Source organism: Segatella copri, assembly GCF_002224675.1.
GTDB classification, from domain to species: domain Bacteria; phylum Bacteroidota; class Bacteroidia; order Bacteroidales; family Bacteroidaceae; genus Prevotella; species Prevotella copri_U.
In genome coordinates this window covers 1-20980 of record NZ_NMPZ01000028.1, presented here as the reverse complement: position 1 = coordinate 20980, position 20980 = coordinate 1, and the positions used below count along the sequence as shown (strand labels likewise).

17 protein-coding genes and 1 pseudogene are annotated in these 20980 nt (G+C 47.3%); 14 read left to right on the top strand and 4 right to left on the bottom strand.

The genetic code is table 11. The annotated features are described in order from the left end of the window. Positions 1 to 101: 101 nt before the first annotated feature. The 13 genes from CFT61_RS13745 to CFT61_RS13685 all read left to right on the top strand — a co-directional run bounded on the left by CFT61_RS13745 (position 102) and on the right by CFT61_RS13685 (position 12505). On the top strand, positions 102 to 1598 hold the full coding sequence (locus CFT61_RS13745; protein ID WP_089544978.1) for a pseudouridine synthase: 1497 nt from the start codon (positions 102 to 104) through the stop codon (positions 1596 to 1598). A 66-nt stretch (positions 1599 to 1664) separates the two neighbouring features. Beyond that, a complete protein-coding gene (gene asnS, locus CFT61_RS13740) occupies positions 1665 to 3092 on the top strand; it encodes an asparagine--tRNA ligase (protein ID WP_089544977.1) in 1428 nt (475 codons plus the stop codon). Positions 3093 to 3266: 174 nt separating this feature from the next. Then, on the top strand, positions 3267 to 4352 hold the full coding sequence (gene trpS / locus CFT61_RS13735; RefSeq protein ID WP_089544976.1) for a tryptophan--tRNA ligase: 1086 nt from the start codon (positions 3267 to 3269) through the stop codon (positions 4350 to 4352). A 26-nt stretch (positions 4353 to 4378) separates the two neighbouring features. Further along, positions 4379 to 5665, top strand: a complete 1287-nt coding sequence (locus CFT61_RS13730; RefSeq protein ID WP_089544975.1) for an MATE family efflux transporter — start codon at positions 4379 to 4381, stop codon at positions 5663 to 5665. Between the two features lie 197 nt (positions 5666 to 5862). Beyond that, positions 5863 to 6042, top strand: a complete 180-nt coding sequence (locus CFT61_RS13725; RefSeq protein ID WP_089544974.1) for a tetratricopeptide repeat protein — start codon at positions 5863 to 5865, stop codon at positions 6040 to 6042. Positions 6043 to 6119: 77 nt separating this feature from the next. Continuing rightward, positions 6120 to 6350 (top strand): 4Fe-4S binding protein, encoded by a 231-nt coding sequence (locus CFT61_RS13720; protein WP_089544973.1) that lies wholly within the window; start codon positions 6120 to 6122, stop codon positions 6348 to 6350. A gap of 3 nt (positions 6351 to 6353) precedes the next feature. Continuing rightward, the gene (locus tag CFT61_RS13715) at positions 6354 to 7436 is read left to right on the top strand and encodes a 3-methyl-2-oxobutanoate dehydrogenase subunit VorB (RefSeq protein WP_089544972.1); all 1083 of its coding nucleotides are present in this window, start codon (positions 6354 to 6356) and stop codon (positions 7434 to 7436) included. Next, positions 7433 to 8197, top strand: a complete 765-nt coding sequence (locus CFT61_RS13710) for a thiamine pyrophosphate-dependent enzyme (RefSeq protein ID WP_089544971.1) — start codon at positions 7433 to 7435, stop codon at positions 8195 to 8197. Before CFT61_RS13715 ends, CFT61_RS13710 begins: the two co-directional genes overlap by 4 nt. A 5-nt stretch (positions 8198 to 8202) precedes the next feature. After that, entirely contained in the window at positions 8203 to 8751 is a 549-nt protein-coding gene (locus CFT61_RS13705) for a 2-oxoacid:acceptor oxidoreductase family protein (RefSeq protein ID WP_089544970.1), read from the top strand. 80 nt (positions 8752 to 8831) lie between these two features. Then, on the top strand, positions 8832 to 10841 hold the full coding sequence (locus CFT61_RS13700; RefSeq protein WP_089544969.1) for a glycoside hydrolase family 20 protein: 2010 nt from the start codon (positions 8832 to 8834) through the stop codon (positions 10839 to 10841). A 42-nt stretch (positions 10842 to 10883) separates the two neighbouring features. Next, positions 10884 to 11087: a hypothetical protein gene (locus tag CFT61_RS13695; RefSeq protein WP_089544968.1), complete on the top strand. Its 204-nt coding sequence runs from the start codon at positions 10884 to 10886 to the stop codon at positions 11085 to 11087. Between the two features lie 9 nt (positions 11088 to 11096). Further along, positions 11097 to 11576, top strand: a complete 480-nt coding sequence (locus CFT61_RS13690; protein ID WP_089544967.1) for a GNAT family N-acetyltransferase — start codon at positions 11097 to 11099, stop codon at positions 11574 to 11576. A 248-nt stretch (positions 11577 to 11824) separates the two neighbouring features. Continuing rightward, a complete protein-coding gene (locus tag CFT61_RS13685; protein ID WP_254918986.1) occupies positions 11825 to 12505 on the top strand; it encodes a DUF4143 domain-containing protein in 681 nt (226 codons plus the stop codon). A gap of 171 nt (positions 12506 to 12676) precedes the next feature. Here the strand turns inward: CFT61_RS13685 and CFT61_RS13680 are convergent, their stop codons facing one another. From CFT61_RS13680 to CFT61_RS13665, 4 genes are read right to left on the bottom strand one after another with little or no spacing between them, the layout of a single operon-like run. Beyond that, a complete protein-coding gene (locus CFT61_RS13680; RefSeq protein ID WP_089544966.1) occupies positions 12677 to 14269 on the bottom strand; it encodes a M28 family metallopeptidase in 1593 nt (530 codons plus the stop codon). 56 nt (positions 14270 to 14325) lie between these two features. Next, positions 14326 to 15720, bottom strand: coding sequence for a RagB/SusD family nutrient uptake outer membrane protein (locus CFT61_RS13675; protein ID WP_176425615.1), 1395 nt, complete (start codon positions 15718 to 15720; stop codon positions 14326 to 14328). 52 nt (positions 15721 to 15772) lie between these two features. After that, positions 15773 to 18931, bottom strand: coding sequence for a SusC/RagA family TonB-linked outer membrane protein (locus CFT61_RS13670; protein WP_089544964.1), 3159 nt, complete (start codon positions 18929 to 18931; stop codon positions 15773 to 15775). A 56-nt stretch (positions 18932 to 18987) separates the two neighbouring features. Further along, complete coding sequence (locus CFT61_RS13665) at positions 18988 to 19938, bottom strand: hypothetical protein (protein WP_089544963.1); 951 nt, start codon at positions 19936 to 19938, stop codon at positions 18988 to 18990. Between the two features lie 498 nt (positions 19939 to 20436). Here CFT61_RS13665 and CFT61_RS13660 point away from each other — a divergent pair. Beyond that, positions 20437 to 20880: pseudogene (locus tag CFT61_RS13660) on the top strand (dehydrogenase); the annotation flags it as partial. Positions 20881 to 20980 lie beyond the last annotated feature (100 nt).

The window sequence follows — 20980 nt, the reverse complement described above, 5'->3', positions numbered from 1 at the left end:
CCTAACGGGCACCAAGGATATATTAAGACATATCATATATAACATAATTAATAATAATAGATTTATTAACCCGGCCGTGAGGCTTTTATATTGAATAAATTATGGATTCAGAGTTCGAGAACAAACCACAGAGTCAATCGTCTGAGAGCGAGAACACCCGAGAGGGCTTCAACGCAGGCGGTTATCAGAAGAGTTATCGTAGTGTAGGTCGCACACAGCGTCCACGTATTAACAGTCATCGCCCATCATTCAACAGCGATAGAAGTAGCAGCAGTAGCGAGGGTGGCTTCCGTCCGGAAGGCTTCGGTGCTGGCTTGCAGAGCAGTTCTACCAGCTCTAGCAGCGAGCGTCCACAGCGCAGCTATGGTAGCAGCCGTGGCAGCTATGGCAGCCGTCCACAGCAGGGTGGCTACAACAGCCGTGGTGGCTATAACAGCAACCGTGGTGGTTACAATGGCCGTCCTCAGCAGGGTGGCTATGGCAGCCGTCCGCAGCAGGGTGGCTACAACAGCCGTCCTCGTTTCAATAATAACGCAGAAGGTGACGATCAGCATCCATCAACTGGTGGCTATCAGCCACGTCAGCAGGGTGGTTACAATGGTCGTCCTCAGCAGGGTGGCTACGGCAGCCGTCCTCAGCATGGCGGTTACAACAGCCGTCCTCAGCATGGTGGCTACAACAGCAACCGTGGTGGTGGTTATGGCCGTCCTCAGCAGGGTGGTTACAATAGCAACCGTGGCGGCTATGGTCGTCCACAGGGTGGTGGCTATGGTAACAACCGTGGTGGTGGCTTCCGTCAGCACACTCCAGGATACGATCCAAATGCTAAGTATAGCATGAAGAAGCGTATCGAATACAAGGAGGAGAATATCGACCCAACAGAGCCATTGCGCTTGAATAAGTTCCTTGCCAATGCTGGTGTCTGCTCTCGCCGTGAGGCTGATGAGTTCATCCAGGCTGGTCTGGTAACTGTCAATGGTCAGGTAGTTACCGAGTTGGGTACCAAGATTCTTCGCACCGACGAGGTGAAGTTCCATGATGCAGTAGTATCTTTGGAGAAGAAGGTATATGTATTGCTCAACAAGCCAAAGGATTACGTGACAACCAGCGACGATCCTCAGCAGCGCAAGACTGTGATGGACCTCGTAAAGGATGTATGCCCTGAGCGTATCTATCCTGTAGGTCGTCTCGACCGTAACACAACAGGTGTACTCCTGCTGACCAACGATGGTGACCTGGCTTCTAAGCTGACTCACCCTAAGTTCTTGAAGAAGAAGGTATATCACGTACACCTCGACAAGAACCTCACTGCTCACGATATGCAGCAGATCAGCGAGGGTATCACTTTGGAAGATGGCGAGATCAAGGCAGATGCAGTAGCTTATGCTGACGATCATGACAAGTCACAGGTAGGTATCGAGATCCACAGCGGTAAGAACCGTATCGTTCGCCGTATCTTCGAGAGCCTCGGCTATCGTGTAACCAAGCTCGACCGTGTACAGTTTGCAGGTTTGACCAAGAAGAATCTCCGTCGCGGTGACTGGCGCTTCCTTACTGAGAAGGAAGTAGATATGCTCCGCATGGGTGCTTTTGAATAAGGATAATAAGATATAATAAGAAAGGAGACTATCTGTTTAGTCTCCTTTTTAACCTATTAATTAACAATGGAAAAAGTAAAAAGAACTAAAGTCGTAGATTTACTCAAGAGTACTGCCTACGACTCAATCGTGAATGTTAAGGGATGGGTTCGTACCCATCGTAGTAGCAAAGCAGTCGATTTTATCGCTCTTAACGATGGTTCTACTATTAATAATATTCAGATAGTAGTCGACCCATCAAAGGTCGATGAGAATCAGCTCCGCCAGATTACCACTGGTGCCTGCATCAGCGTAGTAGGTACCTTGGTAGAGAGCCAGGGTGCCGGTCAGAGCGTTGAGATTCAGTGCGAAAGCATCGAAATCTACGGTCTTTGCGGCAACGACTATCCAATGCAGAAGAAGGGACAGAGCTTCGAGTACATGCGTCAGTATGCTCACCTCCGTCTCCGTACCAATACCTTTGGTGCTGTGATGCGTATCCGCCACAACATGGCGATGGCTATCCACACTTACTTCCACGAGCATGGATATTTCTACTTCAACACTCCTCTCATCACTGCCAGCGACTGTGAGGGTGCAGGTCAGATGTTCCAGGTAACAACCAAGAACCTCTACAACCTGAAGAAGACAGAGGATGGCAAGATCGATTATTCTGATGATTTCTTCGGTAAGCAGACTTCATTGACTGTTTCTGGTCAGTTGGAGGGTGAGCTGGGTGCTACAGCACTCGGTGCCATCTATACCTTCGGTCCTACCTTCCGTGCAGAGAACAGTAACACACCTCGCCACCTGGCTGAGTTCTGGATGGTTGAGCCAGAGGTTGCTTTCCTGGATATGGACGGTTTGATGGAGTTGGAGGAAGACTTCATCAAGTATTGTATCCGTTGGGCACTGGAGCACTGCAAGGACGACCTTGCTTTCTTGAACAAGATGATCGACAAGGGCTTGATTGCTCGTTTGGAGGGCGTTTTGAATTCAGACTTCGTTCATCTTCCATATACAGAGGGTATCCGCATCCTGCAGGAGGCTATCGCCAACGGCAAGAAGTTTGAGTTCCCATGTGAGTGGGGTGATGACCTGGCTTCAGAGCACGAGCGCTTCCTCGTAGAGGAGCACTTCAAGCGCCCAGTCATCATGACCAACTATCCAAAGGCTATCAAGGCATTCTATATGAAGATAGACGAGGAGGAGAGCGGCTTCGGCGGCAAGAGCGGTCAGACCGTTCAGGGTACCGACGTACTGTTCCCACAGATTGGTGAGATTATCGGTGGTTCTGTCCGTGAGGAGAGCTACGATAAGCTGATGGGTGAGATTGAGGCCCGCAACATCCCTATGAAGGATATGAGCTGGTATCTCGATACCCGTAAGTATGGTTCATGCCCACACGCAGGTTTCGGTCTCGGTTTCGAGCGTCTGATCCTCTTCGTAACCGGTATGCAGAACATCCGCGACGTGATTCCATTCCCACGTACACCAAAGAATGCAGAGTTCTAATTTTCGTTGATATCAACGAAAACAGAATATAGGATAAGCGAGGCTTCTTTTTCGGAGGTCTCGCTTTTATTTTGCCAACTAAGCTCTGGGTTTTGCTTATTTTTACATCTTTTCTTCCTCATTCTCATTATTTTATTGTACCTTTGCACCTAAAAATATAAAATCGTAAGAAAAATGGGAAAGATTATATTGACGGGCGACCGTCCAACAGGTAAACTTCACCTGGGTCACTACATCGGTTCCTTGCAGCGCCGAGTACAGCTTCAGAATGCTGGTGACTTTGACAGAATGTTCGTATTTATGGCAGACGTTCAGGCTTTGACAGATAACGCTGACAATCCTGAGAAGATTCGCCAGAACATTACAGAGGTAGCACTCGATTATCTTTCTGCGGGTCTCGATCCACAGAAGTGTACACTCTATATCCAGAGTATGATTCCAGAGTTGGCTGAGTTGACTACCTATTTGATGAACCTCATCTCTGTATCTCGTGTTCAGCGTAACCCAACTGTGAAGACTGAGATCAAGATGCGTAACTTCGAGGCAAACATTCCTCTCGGTTTCTTCTGCTATCCTGTGAGCCAGGCTGCCGACATCACCGCTTTCAAGGCTACAACCGTGCCTGCCGGTGAGGACCAGGAGCCTATGCTGGAGGTAACCCGTGAGTTGGTTCGCCGCTTCAACCAGACTTATGCGCCTGTATTGGTAGAGCCAGAGATCCTGCTTCCAGAGATTGCCTGCTGCCGTCGCCTTCCTGGAACAGATGGTAAGGAGAAGATGAGCAAGAGTCTCGGCAACTGCATCTATATGAGCGATGACGAGAAGACTGTCTGGAAGAAGGTGAAGAAGATGTCTAACGGTGAGCCACGCATGAGCATGGAAGAGCCAGGACATCTGGAGGGCAATGCCGTGTTCACTTATCTGGAAGCATTCTCTACTCCTGAGGATTTCGCTGAGTTCTGGCCAGAGTTCAAGACTTTGGATGAGTTGAAGGAGCAGTATGTGAAGGGTGGTATCGGTGATGGCACCTGCAAGAAGTTCCTGAACAGCGTCATCAACAAGATGCTCGACCCAATCCGTGCCCGCCGTCATGAGTTTGAGCAGGATATTCCTGAGGTATTCAATATCCTGAAGAAGGGTAGCGAGGATGCCCGCGAGTTTGCAGCCCAGACCATGGACGAGGTTCGCAAGGCTATGCGCATCGACTACTTCAGCGATGCTGCCTATATTGAGGAGCAGGCTGCGAAGTATAGAATTTAATACTTGTCACTTAAACACTGGAATAAGTGAATAAACGAATATTGCAATTAGCGGTACCGTCGATAATATCCAATATCACGGTACCGCTTTTGGGTTTGGTAGATGTCGCCATCGTCGGACATATCGGCGATGCAGCGTATATCGGAGCCATTGCCGTGGGCTCGATGCTCTTCAATGTCATCTACTGGCTGTTCGGCTTTCTGCGGATGGGAACCAGCGGAATGACTTCGCAGGCATTGGGCAGGAGAGACTTTGCCGAGGTGGTGAGACTCCTGATTCGCTCCCTGGGCATTGGCGTGGGGATAGGACTGCTGTTCTTTATCCTTCAGAGATGGCTCATCGGATGTGGATTGTGGGCTATGTCGCCGGAAGCGGATGTCGTGGAACTGGCTCGCAGATACTGCTATGTCTGCATCTGGGGAGCTCCCGCCGTGCTCGGACTCTATGGATTCACGGGCTGGTATATCGGTATGCAGAACACGCGTATTCCGATGGTGGTATCGCTCTCTCAGAATGTGGTGAACATCGTAGCCTCTCTGGTGCTCGTCTTCGTCTGCAGGATGACGGTAGAAGGTGTGGCGCTCGGAACGGTCATCGCCCAATGGTGGGGATTTCTGATGGCCTGCGTGCTCTATCGGCTCTACTATCGCCGGTTGGGCAAATATGATTATCGCCAGCATCTCTTTGCCTCAGAACCGCTGAAGCGATTCTTCTCTCTGAACAGAGACATTTTTCTCCGGACTGTATGTCTGGTGGCTGTAAACCTCTTCTTTACAGCAGCCGGTTCCAGAGAGAGTACGCTGGTGCTGGCAGTGAATACCCTGCTGATGACGCTCTTTACCATCTTCTCTTATTTCATGGATGGTTTTGCGTATGCGGCAGAGGCTTTGAGCGGCAAGTATTATGGAGCCGGGAATAGGGAGGCGTTCCGGGAAGTGGTGAAGCGGACGATGGGCTTCGGGGTCGTGGTGGCGATTCTTTTCACCTTATTATATATAGTGGGTGGAGAAAACTTTCTCTCTTTGTTGACCAGCGACAGGCAGGTGGTGGCGGCAGCGGGATCGTATCTGGGATGGGCGGTGCTTATTCCGCTGGCAGGTATGTCGGCATTTGTCTTCGATGGCATTTTTGTGGGCATCACCCAGTCGAAGTCGATGCTTTGTTCTACCGCTGTAGCTTCTGCTTCATTCTTCGGAATGTATTTTGCCCTTCATCCTTTGTTGGGCAATCACGCCCTGTGGCTTGCCTTTATTCTCTACCTCGTTTTGAGGGGTATCGTATTATTCGTCATTTACCGTAGAAAATTGCGGTAAATGGCGAATTGTGTTTTAATAGAATATAATAATAGAAATAACGCACATTCTTCTTGAAAAATTGCACACTTGAAATATAGTGTGCGCATTTTATGGAAAAACTACATTAATTTAGTTTAAAACTTACGCTTTTATTCTTTTTCTTAGCATAATTTTCGTACTTTCGCAGAATAAAACTTTAAAATATATAGAGTAAAATGACAGCAGAAGAGTATTATCAGGAAGGAAATGCCTGGCGAAAGCAAGGCGACTTCAAGCGTGCCCTCGACAGCTATATGGAGGCGATAGCTCTCGATCCGGAGAGTCCTGCCGTGGCAGCCAAGGAGATGCTGGATGATATCATGAGCTTTTATTGCAAAGACTACTACAATCCATAGCAATCTGTTGTGGACAGCAGCAGTTTTGGTTACTCCAGTGAAGAATGATAATATAAGAAAAAGAAAATATATAGAATATGAGCAAAATTAAAGGGGCCATTGTGGTCGATACGGAGCGTTGCAAAGGATGCGCACTCTGTGTAGAAGCTTGTCCTCAAGATGTCATCGCATTGGCTCTGAAGAAGGTCAATGTGCATGGCTATCGCTATGTTGAGGCTGTCAATGCCGATGCGTGTGTGGGGTGTACCTCGTGCGCCATCGTCTGCCCTGACGGCTGCATCACTGTTTATCGTAAGAAGGAGGACTAAACAATGGCAAATCAAGAAGTAACATTAATGAAAGGCAATGAGGCGATAGCCCATGCCTGTATCAGATGTGGTGCGGATGGCTTCTTCGGCTATCCTATCACACCTCAGAGTGAGATTATAGAGACGCTGGCTCTGCTCAAGCCTTGGGAGACATCGGGTATGGTGGTTCTCCAGGCAGAGAGTGAGGTGGCGGCTATCAATATGGTATATGGTGGTGCCGGCGCCGGTAAGCGTGTCATCACTACCTCATCCAGTCCGGGTGTGGCTTTGATGCAGGAGGGTATCTCCTATATGGCAGGTGCTGAGATTCCTGGAGTCATCGTCAACGTGCAGCGTGGCGGTCCGGGACTGGGTACCATCCAGCCATCTCAGAGTGACTATTTCCAGGCTACCCGTGGTGGTGGTAACGGCGACTACAACGTCATCGTGCTGGCTCCTGCTTCTGTTCAGGAGATGGCAGACTTTGTGGATCTTGCCTTCACCCTCGCCTTCAAGTATCGCAATCCGGCGATGATTCTGAGCGATGGCGTAATCGGACAGATGATGGAGAAGGTGGTGCTGCCACCGGTAAAGCCTCGCCGTACCGAGGAAGAGATTGCCAAGGAGTGTCCTTGGGCTACCATCGGTCGTCCAAAGAGTCGCCCGGTCAACATCATGACCTCTCTGGAACTCAAACCGGAGGTGATGGAGGCACGCAACATCGCCCTTCAGGAGAAATATCAGAAGATTCGTGATACCGAAGTAAGATATGAGATGGAGCAGATGGAGGATGCCGACTATGTAATCGTAGCCTTCGGTAGTGCGGCACGTATCGCCGAGAAGAGCATCGAGAATGCCCGAGAGCAGGGCATCAAGGTGGGTCTCTTCCGTCCTATCACCCTCTGGCCTTTCCCTGAGAAGGAACTCCATGAGCTGGCAAAGACCAAGAAGGGCATTCTGGTTGCCGAGATCAATGCCGGTCAGATGGTTCAGGATGTACGCCTGGCTGTGAATGGACAGGCTCCAGTAGAGCACTTCGGGCGTCTGGGCGGTATCGTACCAGAGCCAGAGGAAATCGTTGAAGCATTAAAGAAGTTAATAAAATGAATGATATAATTTCACCAGAGAATCTGGTATATAAGAAGCCTACGCTGATGAACGATACCCCGATGCACTACTGCCCGGGCTGTTCGCATGGCGTAGTTCATAAGCTCGTTGCCGAGGTCATCGAGGAGATGGGTATGGAGGATAAGACAGTGGGCGTTTGTCCGGTGGGCTGTGCCGTCTTCGCTTACCGCTATTTGGATATCGACTGGCAGGAAGCCGCGCATGGTCGTGCACCTGCTGTGGCTACGGGCATCAAGCGTCTGTGGCCAGACCGTCTCGTCTTCACCTATCAGGGCGATGGCGACCTGGCGTGTATCGGTACCTGCGAGACCATCCACGCCCTGAACCGTGGCGAGCACATCGCCATCATCTTCATCAACAATGCCATCTATGGTATGACCGGTGGACAGATGGCTCCAACCACCCTGTTGGGTCAGAAGACCGCTACCTGTCCTTACGGACGAGAGGCTGATCTTCATGGTTATCCACTGAACATCACCGAACTTGCCAGCCATCTGCAGGGCACCTGCTACGTAACCCGCCAGAGCGTGGAGACCGTGGCAAGCATCAAGAAGGCAAAGAAGGCAATCCGCAAGGCTTTCGAGGCAAGTATGCAGGGCAAGGGTTCCAGCCTGGTAGAAATTGTTTCTACCTGCAACAGCGGCTGGAAGCTCTCACCTGTTGAGGCAAACAAGTGGATGGAAGAGAATATGTTTAAGCAGTATCCTAAGGGTGACCTGAAGGATACAACAAATTTGTAAGAACAATGAAGACAGAAATCATTATATCCGGTTTTGGTGGTCAGGGCGTCCTTTCGATGGGAAAGATCCTGGCTTACTCAGGACTGATGGAGGACAAGGAGGTGACCTGGATGCCTGCTTATGGTCCGGAACAGCGTGGTGGTACAGCCAATGTAACGGTCATCGTGAGCGACAGCCGCATCTCTTCGCCTATCCTGAGCCATTACGATGTTGCCATCGTGCTCAATCAGCCATCGCTCGATAAGTTTGAGCCGAAGATCAAGCCAGGCGGCATCCTGATTTATGATGGTTATGGCATCATGAATCCACCTCAGCGCAAGGATATCACCGTTTATCGCATCGATGCGATGGACAAGGCTGCCGAGATGAAAAACTCTAAGGTGTTTAACATGATTGTTTTGGGCGGACTGCTGAAGGTTTGCCCAGTGGTGAGCACCGATGGTTTGAACAAGGCACTCTTCAAGTCGTTGCCTGAGCGCCATCATAACCTGATTCCACTGAATATGAAGGCTGTGGAAGAGGGTATGAAAATCATCGAGAAAGTAGAACGATAAGTTTTAAAATAGTACGCTAAGTTAGAGACAATAGGTCGATAGCTTAGCGGACTGATATTAATCTTTTATAGATAAGCCGTATGACTAAAAAATCCAACTATCTATTATCCCTTTTCGGGGCATTATTGCTTTCATCTCCGATTCAGGCTCAGAATCTGTTGCCAAAACCGCAGCAGGTTACGATGGGCAAGGGCGTGTTTAAAACCAGCGACGGTGTGAAAGTAGAAAATCAAGTAGGCGCTGATGCCGAGAACATCTATACCAAGGCATGGAATGCCAAGGTGAATGATGCTGCCAAGCGGGTGGTGAAGTTCACCAAGCTTGCCAACGCCTCTTCGCCGGAAGCATACAAGCTTCATGTGGCACCTGATGCCATTGAAATCAGTGCCGCCAGCAGCGAGGGTTTCCTACGTGCCTGGCAGACCATGGAGCAGCTTACCACCAAGAAGGGCATCGCATGCTGCGACATCGTGGATGCACCTGCCTACAAGTGGCGTGGTTTGATGCTCGATGTATCCCGTCATTATTTCCCTATCTCCTTCCTCAAGAAGCAGATTGATGTGATGTCGGAGTATAAGTTCAACCGTCTCCATATCCATCTGACCGATGCTGCCGGATGGCGCATTGAAATCAAGCGCTATCCTCGACTCAACAACTTTGCAGCCTGGCGTTCGGGTAAGTTATGGAAAGACTGGAATGCCAATGGCAACAAGTATCTGGAGCAGGGCAGCGAGGGTGCCGAGGGTGGTTACTATACCCAGGATGAACTCCGCGACCTGGTGAAATATGCTGCCGAGCGCGGCATCACCATCGTTCCGGAAATCGAAATGCCGGGTCATTCTGAGGAGGTGCTTACTGCCTATCCTGAGTTATCCTGTACCCATGAGCCTTACAAGCAGGCAGATTTCTGTCCGGGCAACATCGGAACCTACGATTTCCTGGAGAATGTCTTGAAAGAGGTGATGGATATCTTCCCTTCTCATTACATCCATGTGGGTGGCGATGAGGCTGCGAAGAAGTCATGGGGCAGTTGTGCCCTCTGCCAGAAGAAGATGAAGGAGCTGGGCATCAACAACGTGGATGGATTGCAGGCTCATCTCATTTCCCACATGGGCAAGTTCCTGAACGAGCATGGCAGACAGCTCGTGGGTTGGGACGAGGTGATTGCCGGAAATCTCTCCAAGAATACCACCGTGATGGTTTGGCGTGGCACCGAACTGGCACACGAGGCTATCAAGCATGGCTATGATGTAGTGATGTCGCCGGGAGCTTACTGCTACTTCGATATGTATCAGGATGCGCCGGGCACCCAGCCTGTGGCAAATGGCGGTTTCATTCCTACCGAGAAGGTGTACAGCTACGTGCCTGGAAGCGATCTTCCTGAGGCAGAGCGCAATATGATTACCGGTGTTCAGGCGAACCTCTGGACCGAGCATATCCCAACTCCTGAATATGCCGAGTACATGCTTTATCCTCGTGCCTTGGCTCTGGCTGAGATAGGATGGAACGGAACCAAGACCAAGAACTATCCTGAGTTCAAGACCCGTGCCCTGGCGCAGGTGGAACATCTGAAGGCTGAAGGCGTGAACCCATTCGAGCTGAAGAAGGAGATTGGTGAGCGCAAGGAGAAGATGAAGCCGGTGCAGCATAAGGCTGTGGGTGCCAAGGTAACCTATAACCATGCTTACAACCGCTATTATCCTGCAGCTGGCGAAAAGACGCTGGTGGATGGTAATATGGGCGGATGGGCTCATGGCGATGGCCGCTGGCAGGGCTTTATCGGCAAGGATTGCTTCGATGTTACCATCGATCTGGGTAATTCTACCAAGATCAGCAGTGTAGGTACCGATTTCATGCAGAGCAGCGGTCCTGAGATTTTCTATCCTTCTCAATATACGGTATCAGTTAGTGAGGATGGCAAGAACTTCACCCAGGTATTCGACAAGAAGTATGAGTCGAGCAAGGAGCCGATTCTGAATTTCAAGACGCTTACCTGGAAGGGCAGCAAGACAGCCCGCTACATCCGTGTTCAGGCAAAGCCAAGCAGCTTCGGCGGCTGGCTGTTTGTTGATGAGATTATCGTGAAATAATACGCCCTGAACCAACGGTCACCGGCCGAAGGGAAAGTCATCATGTGTGTAGGTCAGGGAACCTGGGAGGAAGAACTGCTCTACAGTACCCGTCAGATGGATGCCTTGCTCAAGGAGAAGAATGTCCCTGCCTGGGTTGACTACTGGGGACATGACGTTGACCATGACTGGGCTTGGTGGCGCAAGCAGATTGTTTATTTCATGCAGCATCTTCTGACTGATTCAGAAGTGGACTATGTTATTTAGGAAATTGATATGATTGAAATTAGACATATTGAAGAGAAGGATCAGCAACAGTTGGCTCATGTCATCCGTTCTGTTTTTGAGGAATATGGCGCTCCGCTGGTCAACACCGTGTATGATGACCCAAGAACGGAGCATATCTTTGATGCAATGGCTGGGAAGAATGCCGGCTATTGGATAGTTGCTGACGATGGGGTTGTTCTGGGAGGCTGCGGTTATTATCCCACGGAGGGATTACCGGATGGATATGCAGAACTGGTGAAGTTCTATCTGTCTCCTTTAGTTCGTGGGCAAGGCAATGGGGCTATTTTGTTCTCGCAGGCTATTGAAGAAGCCCGCAGGGCTGGTTATAGTCATCTGTATATCGAGTCATTCCCACAGTTCTCTGATGCTGTAGCCATGTATGAACGTCATGGCTTCAGGCATATTCCTCAGCGCCTTGGTGACTCAGGACATACCGCCACCACTATATTTATGGTCAAGGAGTTGTAGGACAACGTCTACGAATGTTGCCTCTGTAAATCACAACTGCAAAATAGAATCTCCAGAGAGAAATCGAGTAGCTTATGCTCCTTGGTTTCTCTCTTTTTTTGTTTTGTTTGATCAGTTAAGTGACGTTTGGGATTTCAAATTAACCGTTATTGTGATGCCTTGCGATGATGGGAAGCAACAGATGAGTGGAAAAACTGGGATATAGAAAATGGTGATGATTACTTTATTCACTGAGATCTGCAGGATATTTGGATATAGCGAAATATGACCCTGACCATAAATTGTATATTCAAGAAATCTTTGACAGGATTCCTGCTGAGCTTGATGCCAAGAACAAGCGTTTCATATTGAAGAACCTGAATGAAAACATCAAGTTTTCACGTTATCAGAACAGTTTCTTGTGGTTGAAGGATGCCGGTGTAGCATTGCCGGTATATAATGTGGAGGAGCCTACTATGCCTTTGATTTTGTCAAGCAGCCGAAACTTATTCAAGCTGTTTATGGCAGATATTGGTCTTTTGGCAAGTCTTTATGCAGATGGCATCCAGCAGAAGATTTTGGATAACGAACCGTCCATCAACTTTGGTTCGATATATGAGAATGCGGTGGCACAAGAACTCCAGGCGCATGGCTTCCAGTTGTATTATTATAACAACAAGCGGCAGGGTGAACTGGATTTTGTGATAGAGCAAAATGGTGAGGCGTTGCCTTTAGAGGTTAAATCGGGCAAGGATTATGAGCGTCACAAAGCGCTTACGAATGTGATGAACTCTACAACCTATCAGATTTCAAAAGCCTATGTGTTGTGTAACGATAATGTGAAGAAGGTGGGAAAAATCACTTATCTCCCTATTTATATGCTGATGTTTATCAAGAATGAACAGAAACTTCCTACCCAATACACCCTTGATTTAAGCGGACTGGTTTAAGGAGTTGGTGTAACTAACTTTTAAATTTTGGAGTACCTTTTGATTATGAGAATTGGTACGAAAGAAACAACTGAAGAATGGATGAGTAGGGATGATGTAGATGGGGAAGGTGACAACAAACTAAAAGCGTAAACCTGATTTTACTTAGGCTTACGCTTTTAATCATTATCTTTATCTTCTGTTTTTCCAAGGAGATTGTTCTGTCCAATTAGGGGTGAAATCTCCGTTGGCAATTCTTAAGCCGATACCATACCATAGGTTGATGTCATCCAAAGTTCCAGATACATCCCATGATGGAGAGTATTCATCTTGCGGCATATGGTAGGTACGGGGACCTTTGTAGCGGTTGGCATCTTCTGGGTTGATGTAATCTCTGCCTCCTTCTGCAAGGATGACAGGAATTCCAACCTTGGCAAAGCTGAAGTGATCGCTTCGGAAATATCCACCGCTACTTTGATTTCTAGCCTGTTCCACTGTTCTTCCTTGTGCCGCTGCAGTTTCCTCCACCAGTTGGTCTGTATTGGTATCTCCATAGCCACTGATGATGACGTTGTTGACCTTGCTTTGAGGGGCACAGCCATCAATATTGATATTTGCCACCGTATTCTTTATTGGTACCAATGGGTGCTGGGTATAGTATTCGCTACCCAGAAGTACTGCCTCTTCTGCTGTGACAGAGAGGAAAAGAATGGAACGCTTAGGCTGCTGCTTTTGATGGGAAAACTTCCTTGCGAGTACCAGCAGGGCCGCTACGCCTGAGGCATTGTCACTTGCTCCGTTATAGATGCTGTCTCCATTTACCGGTTTCTGTATGCCGAAATGATCCCAGTGGGCAGAATAGACGAGATACTCATCTTTCTTGTCACTGCCAGGAAGAATGGCTGCTACATTATGGGAATTGGAGATATATACGTCATTTTTAAGTTTGACATTGCTTTCTGCCTTGAGGTCAATTGCCTTGAATCCTGATTGCTTGGCTGCAGCAAATGCCTTCTCGAAATCCACGCCTGCTGATTTGAACAGACGTTGGGTGGCAGGAAGGCTGATCCAACCTTGAAGTGCCACTTTGTCTGCATTTCCCTTGTCGGATACTAAACTAAGGTTCTTGCTTCCCCAAGATGCCTGTACTACGTTCCATCCGTAGGAAGCAGGTTGGGTGTCGTGGATAACCAGAACGCCTGCAGCACCCTGTCGGCTTGCCTCTTCAAACTTGTAGATCCATCTGCCGTAGTAGGTCATGTCCTTTCCCTTAAACAGACTTGGATTGTAATATCCTGGGTCATTTACCAGGACCAGAACGATTTTTCCCTTTACATCGAGGTCTTTATAGTCGTTCCATCCGTATTCTGGAGCATTGATTCCAAAGCCGGCAAATACGAAATCAGCTTTGGGAATATTGACGGTCTTCTTTCCTCTCACAGAAGTGATGATAATGTCATCCCAGTTTTTGAGGGACACCTTTCCGTTTTTCGTCTTAACCTTGATACTTCCGCCTGCTGGCTGGGTAGCTACTTTCAAGAGTGGCACCTTTTGGAAGTAGCTGTCGCCATTAGCTGGTTTCAAGCCGATTTCCTTGAATTGGCTGGCGATGTAGTTGATGGTCTTGGTTTCGTAGGAGGTGAGCGGAGCACGACCTCCAAAAGAGTCCGATGCTATGACCTCTTCCCATTTACGGAAATCCTTTTCATCCTGGGTTACCTGAGCCTGGGCTGTGAATATTGAAACTGCCAAGGTTACGATGAATGTTATACTTTGTTTCTTCATATCAATCTCTTTTTTTGATGGGTATTTAAAACGATAGCTATTTCAAGGTTGTTTTTCTATTCCTCGATCAGCTTGTTTGCGGAACTTTCAATGGTTGGGATTGGCCAAATATAGCCATTTGTTGCTGGTGTAATGTGGATTTCCTTCACTGTACCACCTTGCTTGATGAAGTCTTCACCTCTTCGGTGAATATCAAGGCTACGGATACCTTCACCAATGAACTCTGCTCTTCTCTCATTATAGATAGCAGTCTTGAGTGCTTCTCTTGTAAGTGAGCTGATATCAATCACATCATCACTCTCTTTTACTGAACGGCGCCTTACCTCGTTGAGGTATTTCCTAGCTGATGGTTCGTCGCCATTCTGATAGTAGCTTTCAGCCAGATTCAACAATACTTCTGCATATCTGAATACAGGTGTCCAGTCGAGATAGTTCTGAGAGTCCTTGAACTTGGTGGAGATTGGCTGTGTGCCTACCTTGCCTGTGAGTTCTTTTACACGGGCATCGTTTGTTATAGAATACCCTGCCTTGCTAAGGATACCGGATGTATAGTCAATGACAAAACGGGTTCCATCATAGAAGTAGTAGGCTGGTGCACTCTGGCGGCTTCCCCTGTTGGTTTCACTCATAGGGAAAGAGAATATAGTTTCATTGGTAATGAAAGGAGATTTAAATAAGTTGGATATGTCACCCTCCAGGCTGTATCCTTTCACTGCCAATCCTTCCTCGATGGCTTTGTCCCATTGTCCCTGTTCCATATAGATGCGTTGACGAAGTACATGGGCTGCACCTTGGGTGGTACGTGTGACGGCATCATATGTTCCTGCTGCAGCAGGAAGGTTGTTGATGTTTTCATCACTGAGATCTTCCAGTATCTGTGCATCTATCTCCGCCACAGTAGAACGTTTCAGGTTGTTGTTGCCTGTATTGTCTTCACTTTTAAGGCGTAGGGGAACAGACTTTGCATCCTTATTCAACAGATAAGGCTGGGCATATAGGCTATTGAGATAATAATAGCTCAATGCTCTTACAAACTTGGCTTCTGCTACCCATTTTCCGTAGTTGTCTCCAGCAATCTCCTTGGCATCGTTTATCTTCTCCAGGAACGTGTTGGCATTGTTGATGGTTTGATAAAGTTTGGTCCAGGTTTCGGTATTGTCCGATGTGGTTTGTCCCACGGTCATCTCATATGAAGCGATAGCCTCATTAGCGTTGACGCTTTGGTTGATGAACTCATCACCTCTGGCTACGTTGAAGTTGAAGAGACGCAGACCGATGATACTCTTTGCTGAACCATATATGCCAAGGAGGTTTGATTCTATGTGTTGGGAATCTGCAAATATCTCCTTGTCGGTGAGGTTGAGTTTGGGTTCCTTATCCAAGTCATCAGCGCAGCTTGAAAATAAAGCCAGTCCAATGAATCCAATTGCCAATATCTTATTATAGTTCATATTCATTTCTCCTATTTAATTTAGTACTTGTCTCTATCTCTAGATGACAAGATTAGAATGTAACGTTAACACCAAAAGTAAATGTACGGGCCTGAGGCGCAGTATTATGATCTGTTCCGCCATTTAAGTTGGCTGAGTTTGTATTGGAAAGCACTTCTGGGTCAAGACCCTCGTATCCTGTAAGGACAAAGAGATTCTGTGCCTGAGCATATACTCTGAGCTTGGAGATACCCGCTTTTTCCAGGAATGGCAGCTTGCCGAATGTATAGCCTAAGGAAATGTTCTTCAGGCGCAGATAATCTCCATCTTCTACCCAGTCAGTGATAGGCATTGCACTACCGTTGGAATAGTTGTCACCCCAAACTGGCTTGGCGTATTTGGCGTTTGTTCTGTCTTCTCTCCAATAGTTGTTCCATACATCCTTGGAGTTGTTCCACCAGCGTACATCACTCATGGTAGCCTTGGTTCCATTATAAATCTTGTTGCCACCTGAGAACTGGAAGAGAATTGAGAGGTCAAAGTTCCTGTAGGTGATATTGTTGTTCCAGCCGCCATAAAATGTTGGCAGGGTATTGCCTGCTATGACTCGCTTGATCTTACTCTCAGGATATGACTTTCCATCTTCCGTGAAGAACTTTCCTTCCTTCTCGAACTCCAGGAGTACCTTGGTGCCGTCTTCACCATAGAAGATACGGCGTCCAGTCTTCTCATCGATTCCACCTGTAGGATAGAGGTAGAGTTGACCGATGCTCTTGCCAGGAACAGTAATGTTCGTGGTTTCAGACAAGCCTGTGGATATGATTTCCTGCACATTATCACTCAGCTTTTCCACTCGGTTGCGGTTGGTGGTGAGATTGAAGGAAGTGCTCCATGAGAAATCCTTCGTACTGATGACAAGGGCGTTGATGCCGAGTTCGATACCACGGTTGCTCATCTTTCCGGCATTTGATATGATACTGTTGCCAGGAACACCCTTTGATGGTGCAACAGGAACGGCAAGAATCAGATCGGAGGATGTGGTAGTATAGTATTCCAGGCTCACATTTACCTTATTGAACAGATCTGTTGAAAAGCCAACATTCCATTTCTCACTTGATTCCCACTTGAGGTTTTCCGTATCTCCAATCTGACCGATTACATACGAACCGTTTTTACCATAGTAGGATGAAGAGTAATACGACTTGGAGGCGTATTCATCAATGTTGGTATTGCCCACGATTCCCCAGCTAGCCTTCAGACGCAGATTGGCCAGGATATTCTTCAATGGAGAGAAGGACTTCTCTCGGCTTACATCCCAGGCTGCAGATACACCGCCGAAGTTACCCCAGCGGTTGTTCTTGCTCAGAGCCGAGAATCCGTCACGACGGAAGTTAACAGAGAAGATGTAGCGGGAATCATAATCGTAGTTGATACGTCCCAGATAAGAGAGAAGCTCACTTTCCGTAATCTTGCTGTCGCTGGCTACAATGTTTGAGAAGGGACCTTCGAAGAAGTTGAACTTGGCTTCGTTCAGACCGCTTTTCTCTGCTCCCCACTGGTCATAGGATTTGCTATAGCTCTCCACTCCTGCCAGGATGTCAAAGTTGTGGCTGCCCAGAGAGAACTTGTAGTTGGCTGTATTGGTCCAGGTGTACTGGCGGCTACGGATGCTATAGTTTTCTGCCGTACCGTTCTGTTCTACGCCCTCCACTGTTGTGGCTGCAAAGAAGTTACGGTCTTCAATCTTCATGTAATCCACTCCATACTGTGTTCTCAATGTGAGTCCTTTGAATGGGGTCAGTTCTGCGAATGCGTTACCGATGAGTCGGGTGTCTTCTGTCTTGATGACACTTCCGCTTTCAAGGACTCCGATAGGGTTGGTAAGAGGGAACTGGATGGTATTCGGACCATATCCCAATCTACCGCCCTCCTGGTATGGAGTTCCATCTGAGGCATAGGCAGGAATGTTCGGTGCATCACTCAGTGCCAGGCGGGTGAAGCCTGAATAGGAAACCAGTTCTCCCTTTCTGGAACGGTCACCGGTTTGCTGCTTCGATACAGAGCCGGTTCCCGAGAAGCCTACCTTGAGCCATTTGTTGGTTTGTGCTGAAACATTGGCGGTGAGACCTGTTTTCCTATATTCATCTCCCTTCAGGATACCGCTTTGCTTGTTGAAGTTGCCGGAGGCATAGTAGAGCACCTTGTCATTACCTCCACTGATTGACACTGTATGGTTCTGCTGAAGTCCCGTGCGAAGTACATAATCCTTCCATTGGGTATCCACATAGCTACCGTCTGCATTTTTCATCAGGTTGAAAGCCTTGTTTCCATATTGTGATTTATAACCATTGGTGAGCGAGATTTCATCTGTTCCATAGCGGTTCTTTACAGCCAGGTTCTTGAAATCTACATACTGCTGTGCATTCATGACATCAAAGAACTTGGATGCGTTGGCAATACCTACCCAGCCATTGTATGAAACCTTAGCATTGCCTTGCTGTCCTTTCTTGGTGGTGATGAGCACTACGCCATTGGCTGCTCTGGAACCATATACAGCAGCTGCTGCAGCATCCTTCAACACGTCGATGGAGAGAATGTCGTCAGCATTGATGTCTGCCAGAGCGTTTACATCACCCAGCTGGGCATTGCTTCCGGTCTGTACCGGTACGCCATCCACGATATAAAGAGGTTGGGTGCCGGAGGTGATGGAAGCCACACCTCTGATTTTCACGATAGGTGCCTGGCCTACATTACCGGATGGAGTGGTGAGACTCACGCCGGATGCTCTTCCTTGAAGGACCTGGTCAATGGAGGTGACAGGTACATCCTTGAAGGTCTTGTTGTTGATGGATGAGATGGAAGATGCAACATTCTCTCTTTTCTGGGTTCCATAGCCAATGACGACTACTTCATTCAGGAATCTTTGATTTTCTCTCAGCTTTACCTCCACAGGAGTTTCTGTATCATAAACTTCCAGGTCGATTGGGCGATATCCTATATACTCTACCTTCAGTTTAAGAGGAGCTTCTACCTGAGTGTTGAGCGTGAAGTTTCCGTCTGTATCTGTGACCACACCTTCCTTCTTGTCTCCTTTCACTACTACAGATGCACCGATGAGCGGTTCGCCGGTTGTGGCATCTGTGATATGACCTGTTATCTCTGATTGGGCGAATGATATGCTTGGAATGGTGGCGACAGCTATCCCTAAAACAATTTTATTAAATATTTCCATAACGTGCTAACTTTTGATGGTTCTGATTTTTGTGATTCTCTCTTTCTCTCTGTTTCCTATTTCTGTTCAGCAAGGAGATTTGGTAAGTATTTGGCCTGTTGCGCTAGAAGTTTTCTGCCCAGGCGCAAGATTCCATACTGGTGGTTATACTGTTCTCCTGTCGAAAGTATCCATACCAGGAATTTTGTTACTTCAATATCGTTATCGTCGTATGTAAAGCCGATCTTTTCCGTTGGAATCTGACTGGCCTTGTTGCTTTCAAGTACATCGAGAAGCTGATCGATATTGCTCTCTTCTGACAGTGCAGCTTTCTCTTCCTTGTTATAGCTGATGTTCAAGATACTGATGTTATCCTTTACCTTGCGAGAAGAGAGATCATAGATATTGCCAAGAGTGTTGAAGCTTACTCCTTGCGGATCTTTTGAAATGGCGCTGATGAGGAACAGATCATCTCCAACAATTCGTTTTCCACGGAAGCTGGTGTTGTCTTTTCCGTAGAATTCTGCAAATTCTCTTGAAACAGACCCTTTGTCATTACCGGTGTAGATGACGATGTTGCTGAACTTGTTCTTCTTGTCCTGTTCGTCCAATTCTTCATTTTCAAAGTAAAGAGCCTTGATCTTCTTGGTAGTGAGCTCCTGTTTTTCCAAGCTCTTGGCAGCATCTGAATCCTTGGATGTTATGGGAAGAATTGCGTATGAGCCGAAGAATACAGTTTTCTTATCTGTTTTTTCCGATGGATTTACATCAGAAAGCAGTATATTGAGTAAACTGCTGTTCTTGGCAGCCTGAGTCTTTGCAATAGCAAAATTGGCCTCTGGCTTTAATTTCTTGTATTCAGCAATCCATTTTTCAATGAGTGGACGTACAAATCTTGGCGCGTTGATATATACTATGCTGTTACCAGAAGTGGTTGACTGCGCATAATCTGCAACATTGCCAGCTGATATGGCTAATGTCTGCAAACTTAATATGGATGTGATGATAGCTGTATAAATCTTCTTCATAATGATGGAACTTTTATGCTGTTAATGACCTTTTAAATAATTATATACCTGAATGAGATTCTTACAGTTATGTAAGGTAACTCGCTCTAAATTGGACTTTGATTGAAAATCAAGAAGTTGGGCGTTTGCCTATATTATATAGGTAACAATATGGAAACGAGCGGACTTCTGCTCGTTTCTGTATTTTGCAATATGCAAAGAACGCCTTAATTCGGGGACAAAGATACGATATTTTTCTAAATCTCGCATAGCTTACAAGGAGAAAAACTTGGAAATTAGAACTTTTTACGTTAAAATCCATATTTGACAAGCAGATTTTGAAGAAAATATTTGGAGTTTCCAATAAAAAAGAGTATTGTTTGCAGCAACAAATCCCACCACGCCTCTCAACGATGCGTACCACGGTGGGACTTCGCTTTTTATAAAGGGTATATGGATTACGACAAACAACCGATAAACGTAGATGAACAGGTTGCCTTGCTCCAGAACAGAGGGCTGGTGATAGAAGAGAGAGCCTGCGTAATAGGCAAACTGGAGAACGAATGCGTAAAGGCATTCCTCGACCACGAGGAAGAGATTCTTGCCGGCACCTTCGAGGGAGCCCTCATCGACCACATCTCGGAGCACGAGCGCAATGCCTACATCACCTGCACCCAGGTTTCGAGAAAGAAGATTTATGCCAGCAAGCCCGTTCTCGACATCGAGCTTTCGGGTTACAAGATCATGGCTACGCTGATGGAGGTATTCATCGATGCCGCCGTCAACCCGTCCCGTTTCTACTCCAAGCAGCTTCTGCGCCGGGTAAGCAGCCAGTACGATATCGAGAACGAAAGTCTGGAAGAGCGAATCATGGCAGTATTGGATTACATCAGCGGCATGACGGATATCTATGCCTTAGATATTTATCAGAAGATCAACGGAATAAGTCTGCCGATAGTATAGAAACAAAACAGGCGTTTCTTATATTTTTGCGTAAAAGAGTGTTAAATAAAGAAAGATAATAGGAAGAAGAATGCAATAATGGGGGGAGAATAATGTTTAA

Excerpts from the sequence above, each read along its gene's own strand:
- trpS (WP_089544976.1), top strand. The coding sequence starts at position 3,267 with ATGGGAAAGATTATATTGACGGGCGACCGTCCAACAGGTAAACTTCAC.
- asnS (WP_089544977.1), top strand. The coding sequence starts at position 1,665 with ATGGAAAAAGTAAAAAGAACTAAAGTCGTAGATTTACTCAAGAGTACT.
- CFT61_RS13705 (WP_089544970.1), top strand. The coding sequence starts at position 8,203 with ATGAAGACAGAAATCATTATATCCGGTTTTGGTGGTCAGGGCGTCCTT.
- CFT61_RS13695 (WP_089544968.1), top strand. The coding sequence starts at position 10,884 with ATGTGTGTAGGTCAGGGAACCTGGGAGGAAGAACTGCTCTACAGTACC.
- CFT61_RS13675 (WP_176425615.1), bottom strand. The coding sequence starts at position 15,720 with ATGAACTATAATAAGATATTGGCAATTGGATTCATTGGACTGGCTTTA.
- CFT61_RS13725 (WP_089544974.1), top strand. The coding sequence starts at position 5,863 with ATGACAGCAGAAGAGTATTATCAGGAAGGAAATGCCTGGCGAAAGCAA.
- CFT61_RS13720 (WP_089544973.1), top strand. The coding sequence starts at position 6,120 with ATGAGCAAAATTAAAGGGGCCATTGTGGTCGATACGGAGCGTTGCAAA.
- CFT61_RS13700 (WP_089544969.1), top strand. The coding sequence starts at position 8,832 with ATGACTAAAAAATCCAACTATCTATTATCCCTTTTCGGGGCATTATTG.
- CFT61_RS13670 (WP_089544964.1), bottom strand. The coding sequence starts at position 18,931 with ATGGAAATATTTAATAAAATTGTTTTAGGGATAGCTGTCGCCACCATT.
- CFT61_RS13690 (WP_089544967.1), top strand. The coding sequence starts at position 11,097 with ATGATTGAAATTAGACATATTGAAGAGAAGGATCAGCAACAGTTGGCT.
- CFT61_RS13710 (WP_089544971.1), top strand. The coding sequence starts at position 7,433 with ATGAATGATATAATTTCACCAGAGAATCTGGTATATAAGAAGCCTACG.
- CFT61_RS13665 (WP_089544963.1), bottom strand. The coding sequence starts at position 19,938 with ATGAAGAAGATTTATACAGCTATCATCACATCCATATTAAGTTTGCAG.
- CFT61_RS13745 (WP_089544978.1), top strand. The coding sequence starts at position 102 with ATGGATTCAGAGTTCGAGAACAAACCACAGAGTCAATCGTCTGAGAGC.
- CFT61_RS13680 (WP_089544966.1), bottom strand. The coding sequence starts at position 14,269 with ATGAAGAAACAAAGTATAACATTCATCGTAACCTTGGCAGTTTCAATA.
- CFT61_RS13715 (WP_089544972.1), top strand. The coding sequence starts at position 6,354 with ATGGCAAATCAAGAAGTAACATTAATGAAAGGCAATGAGGCGATAGCC.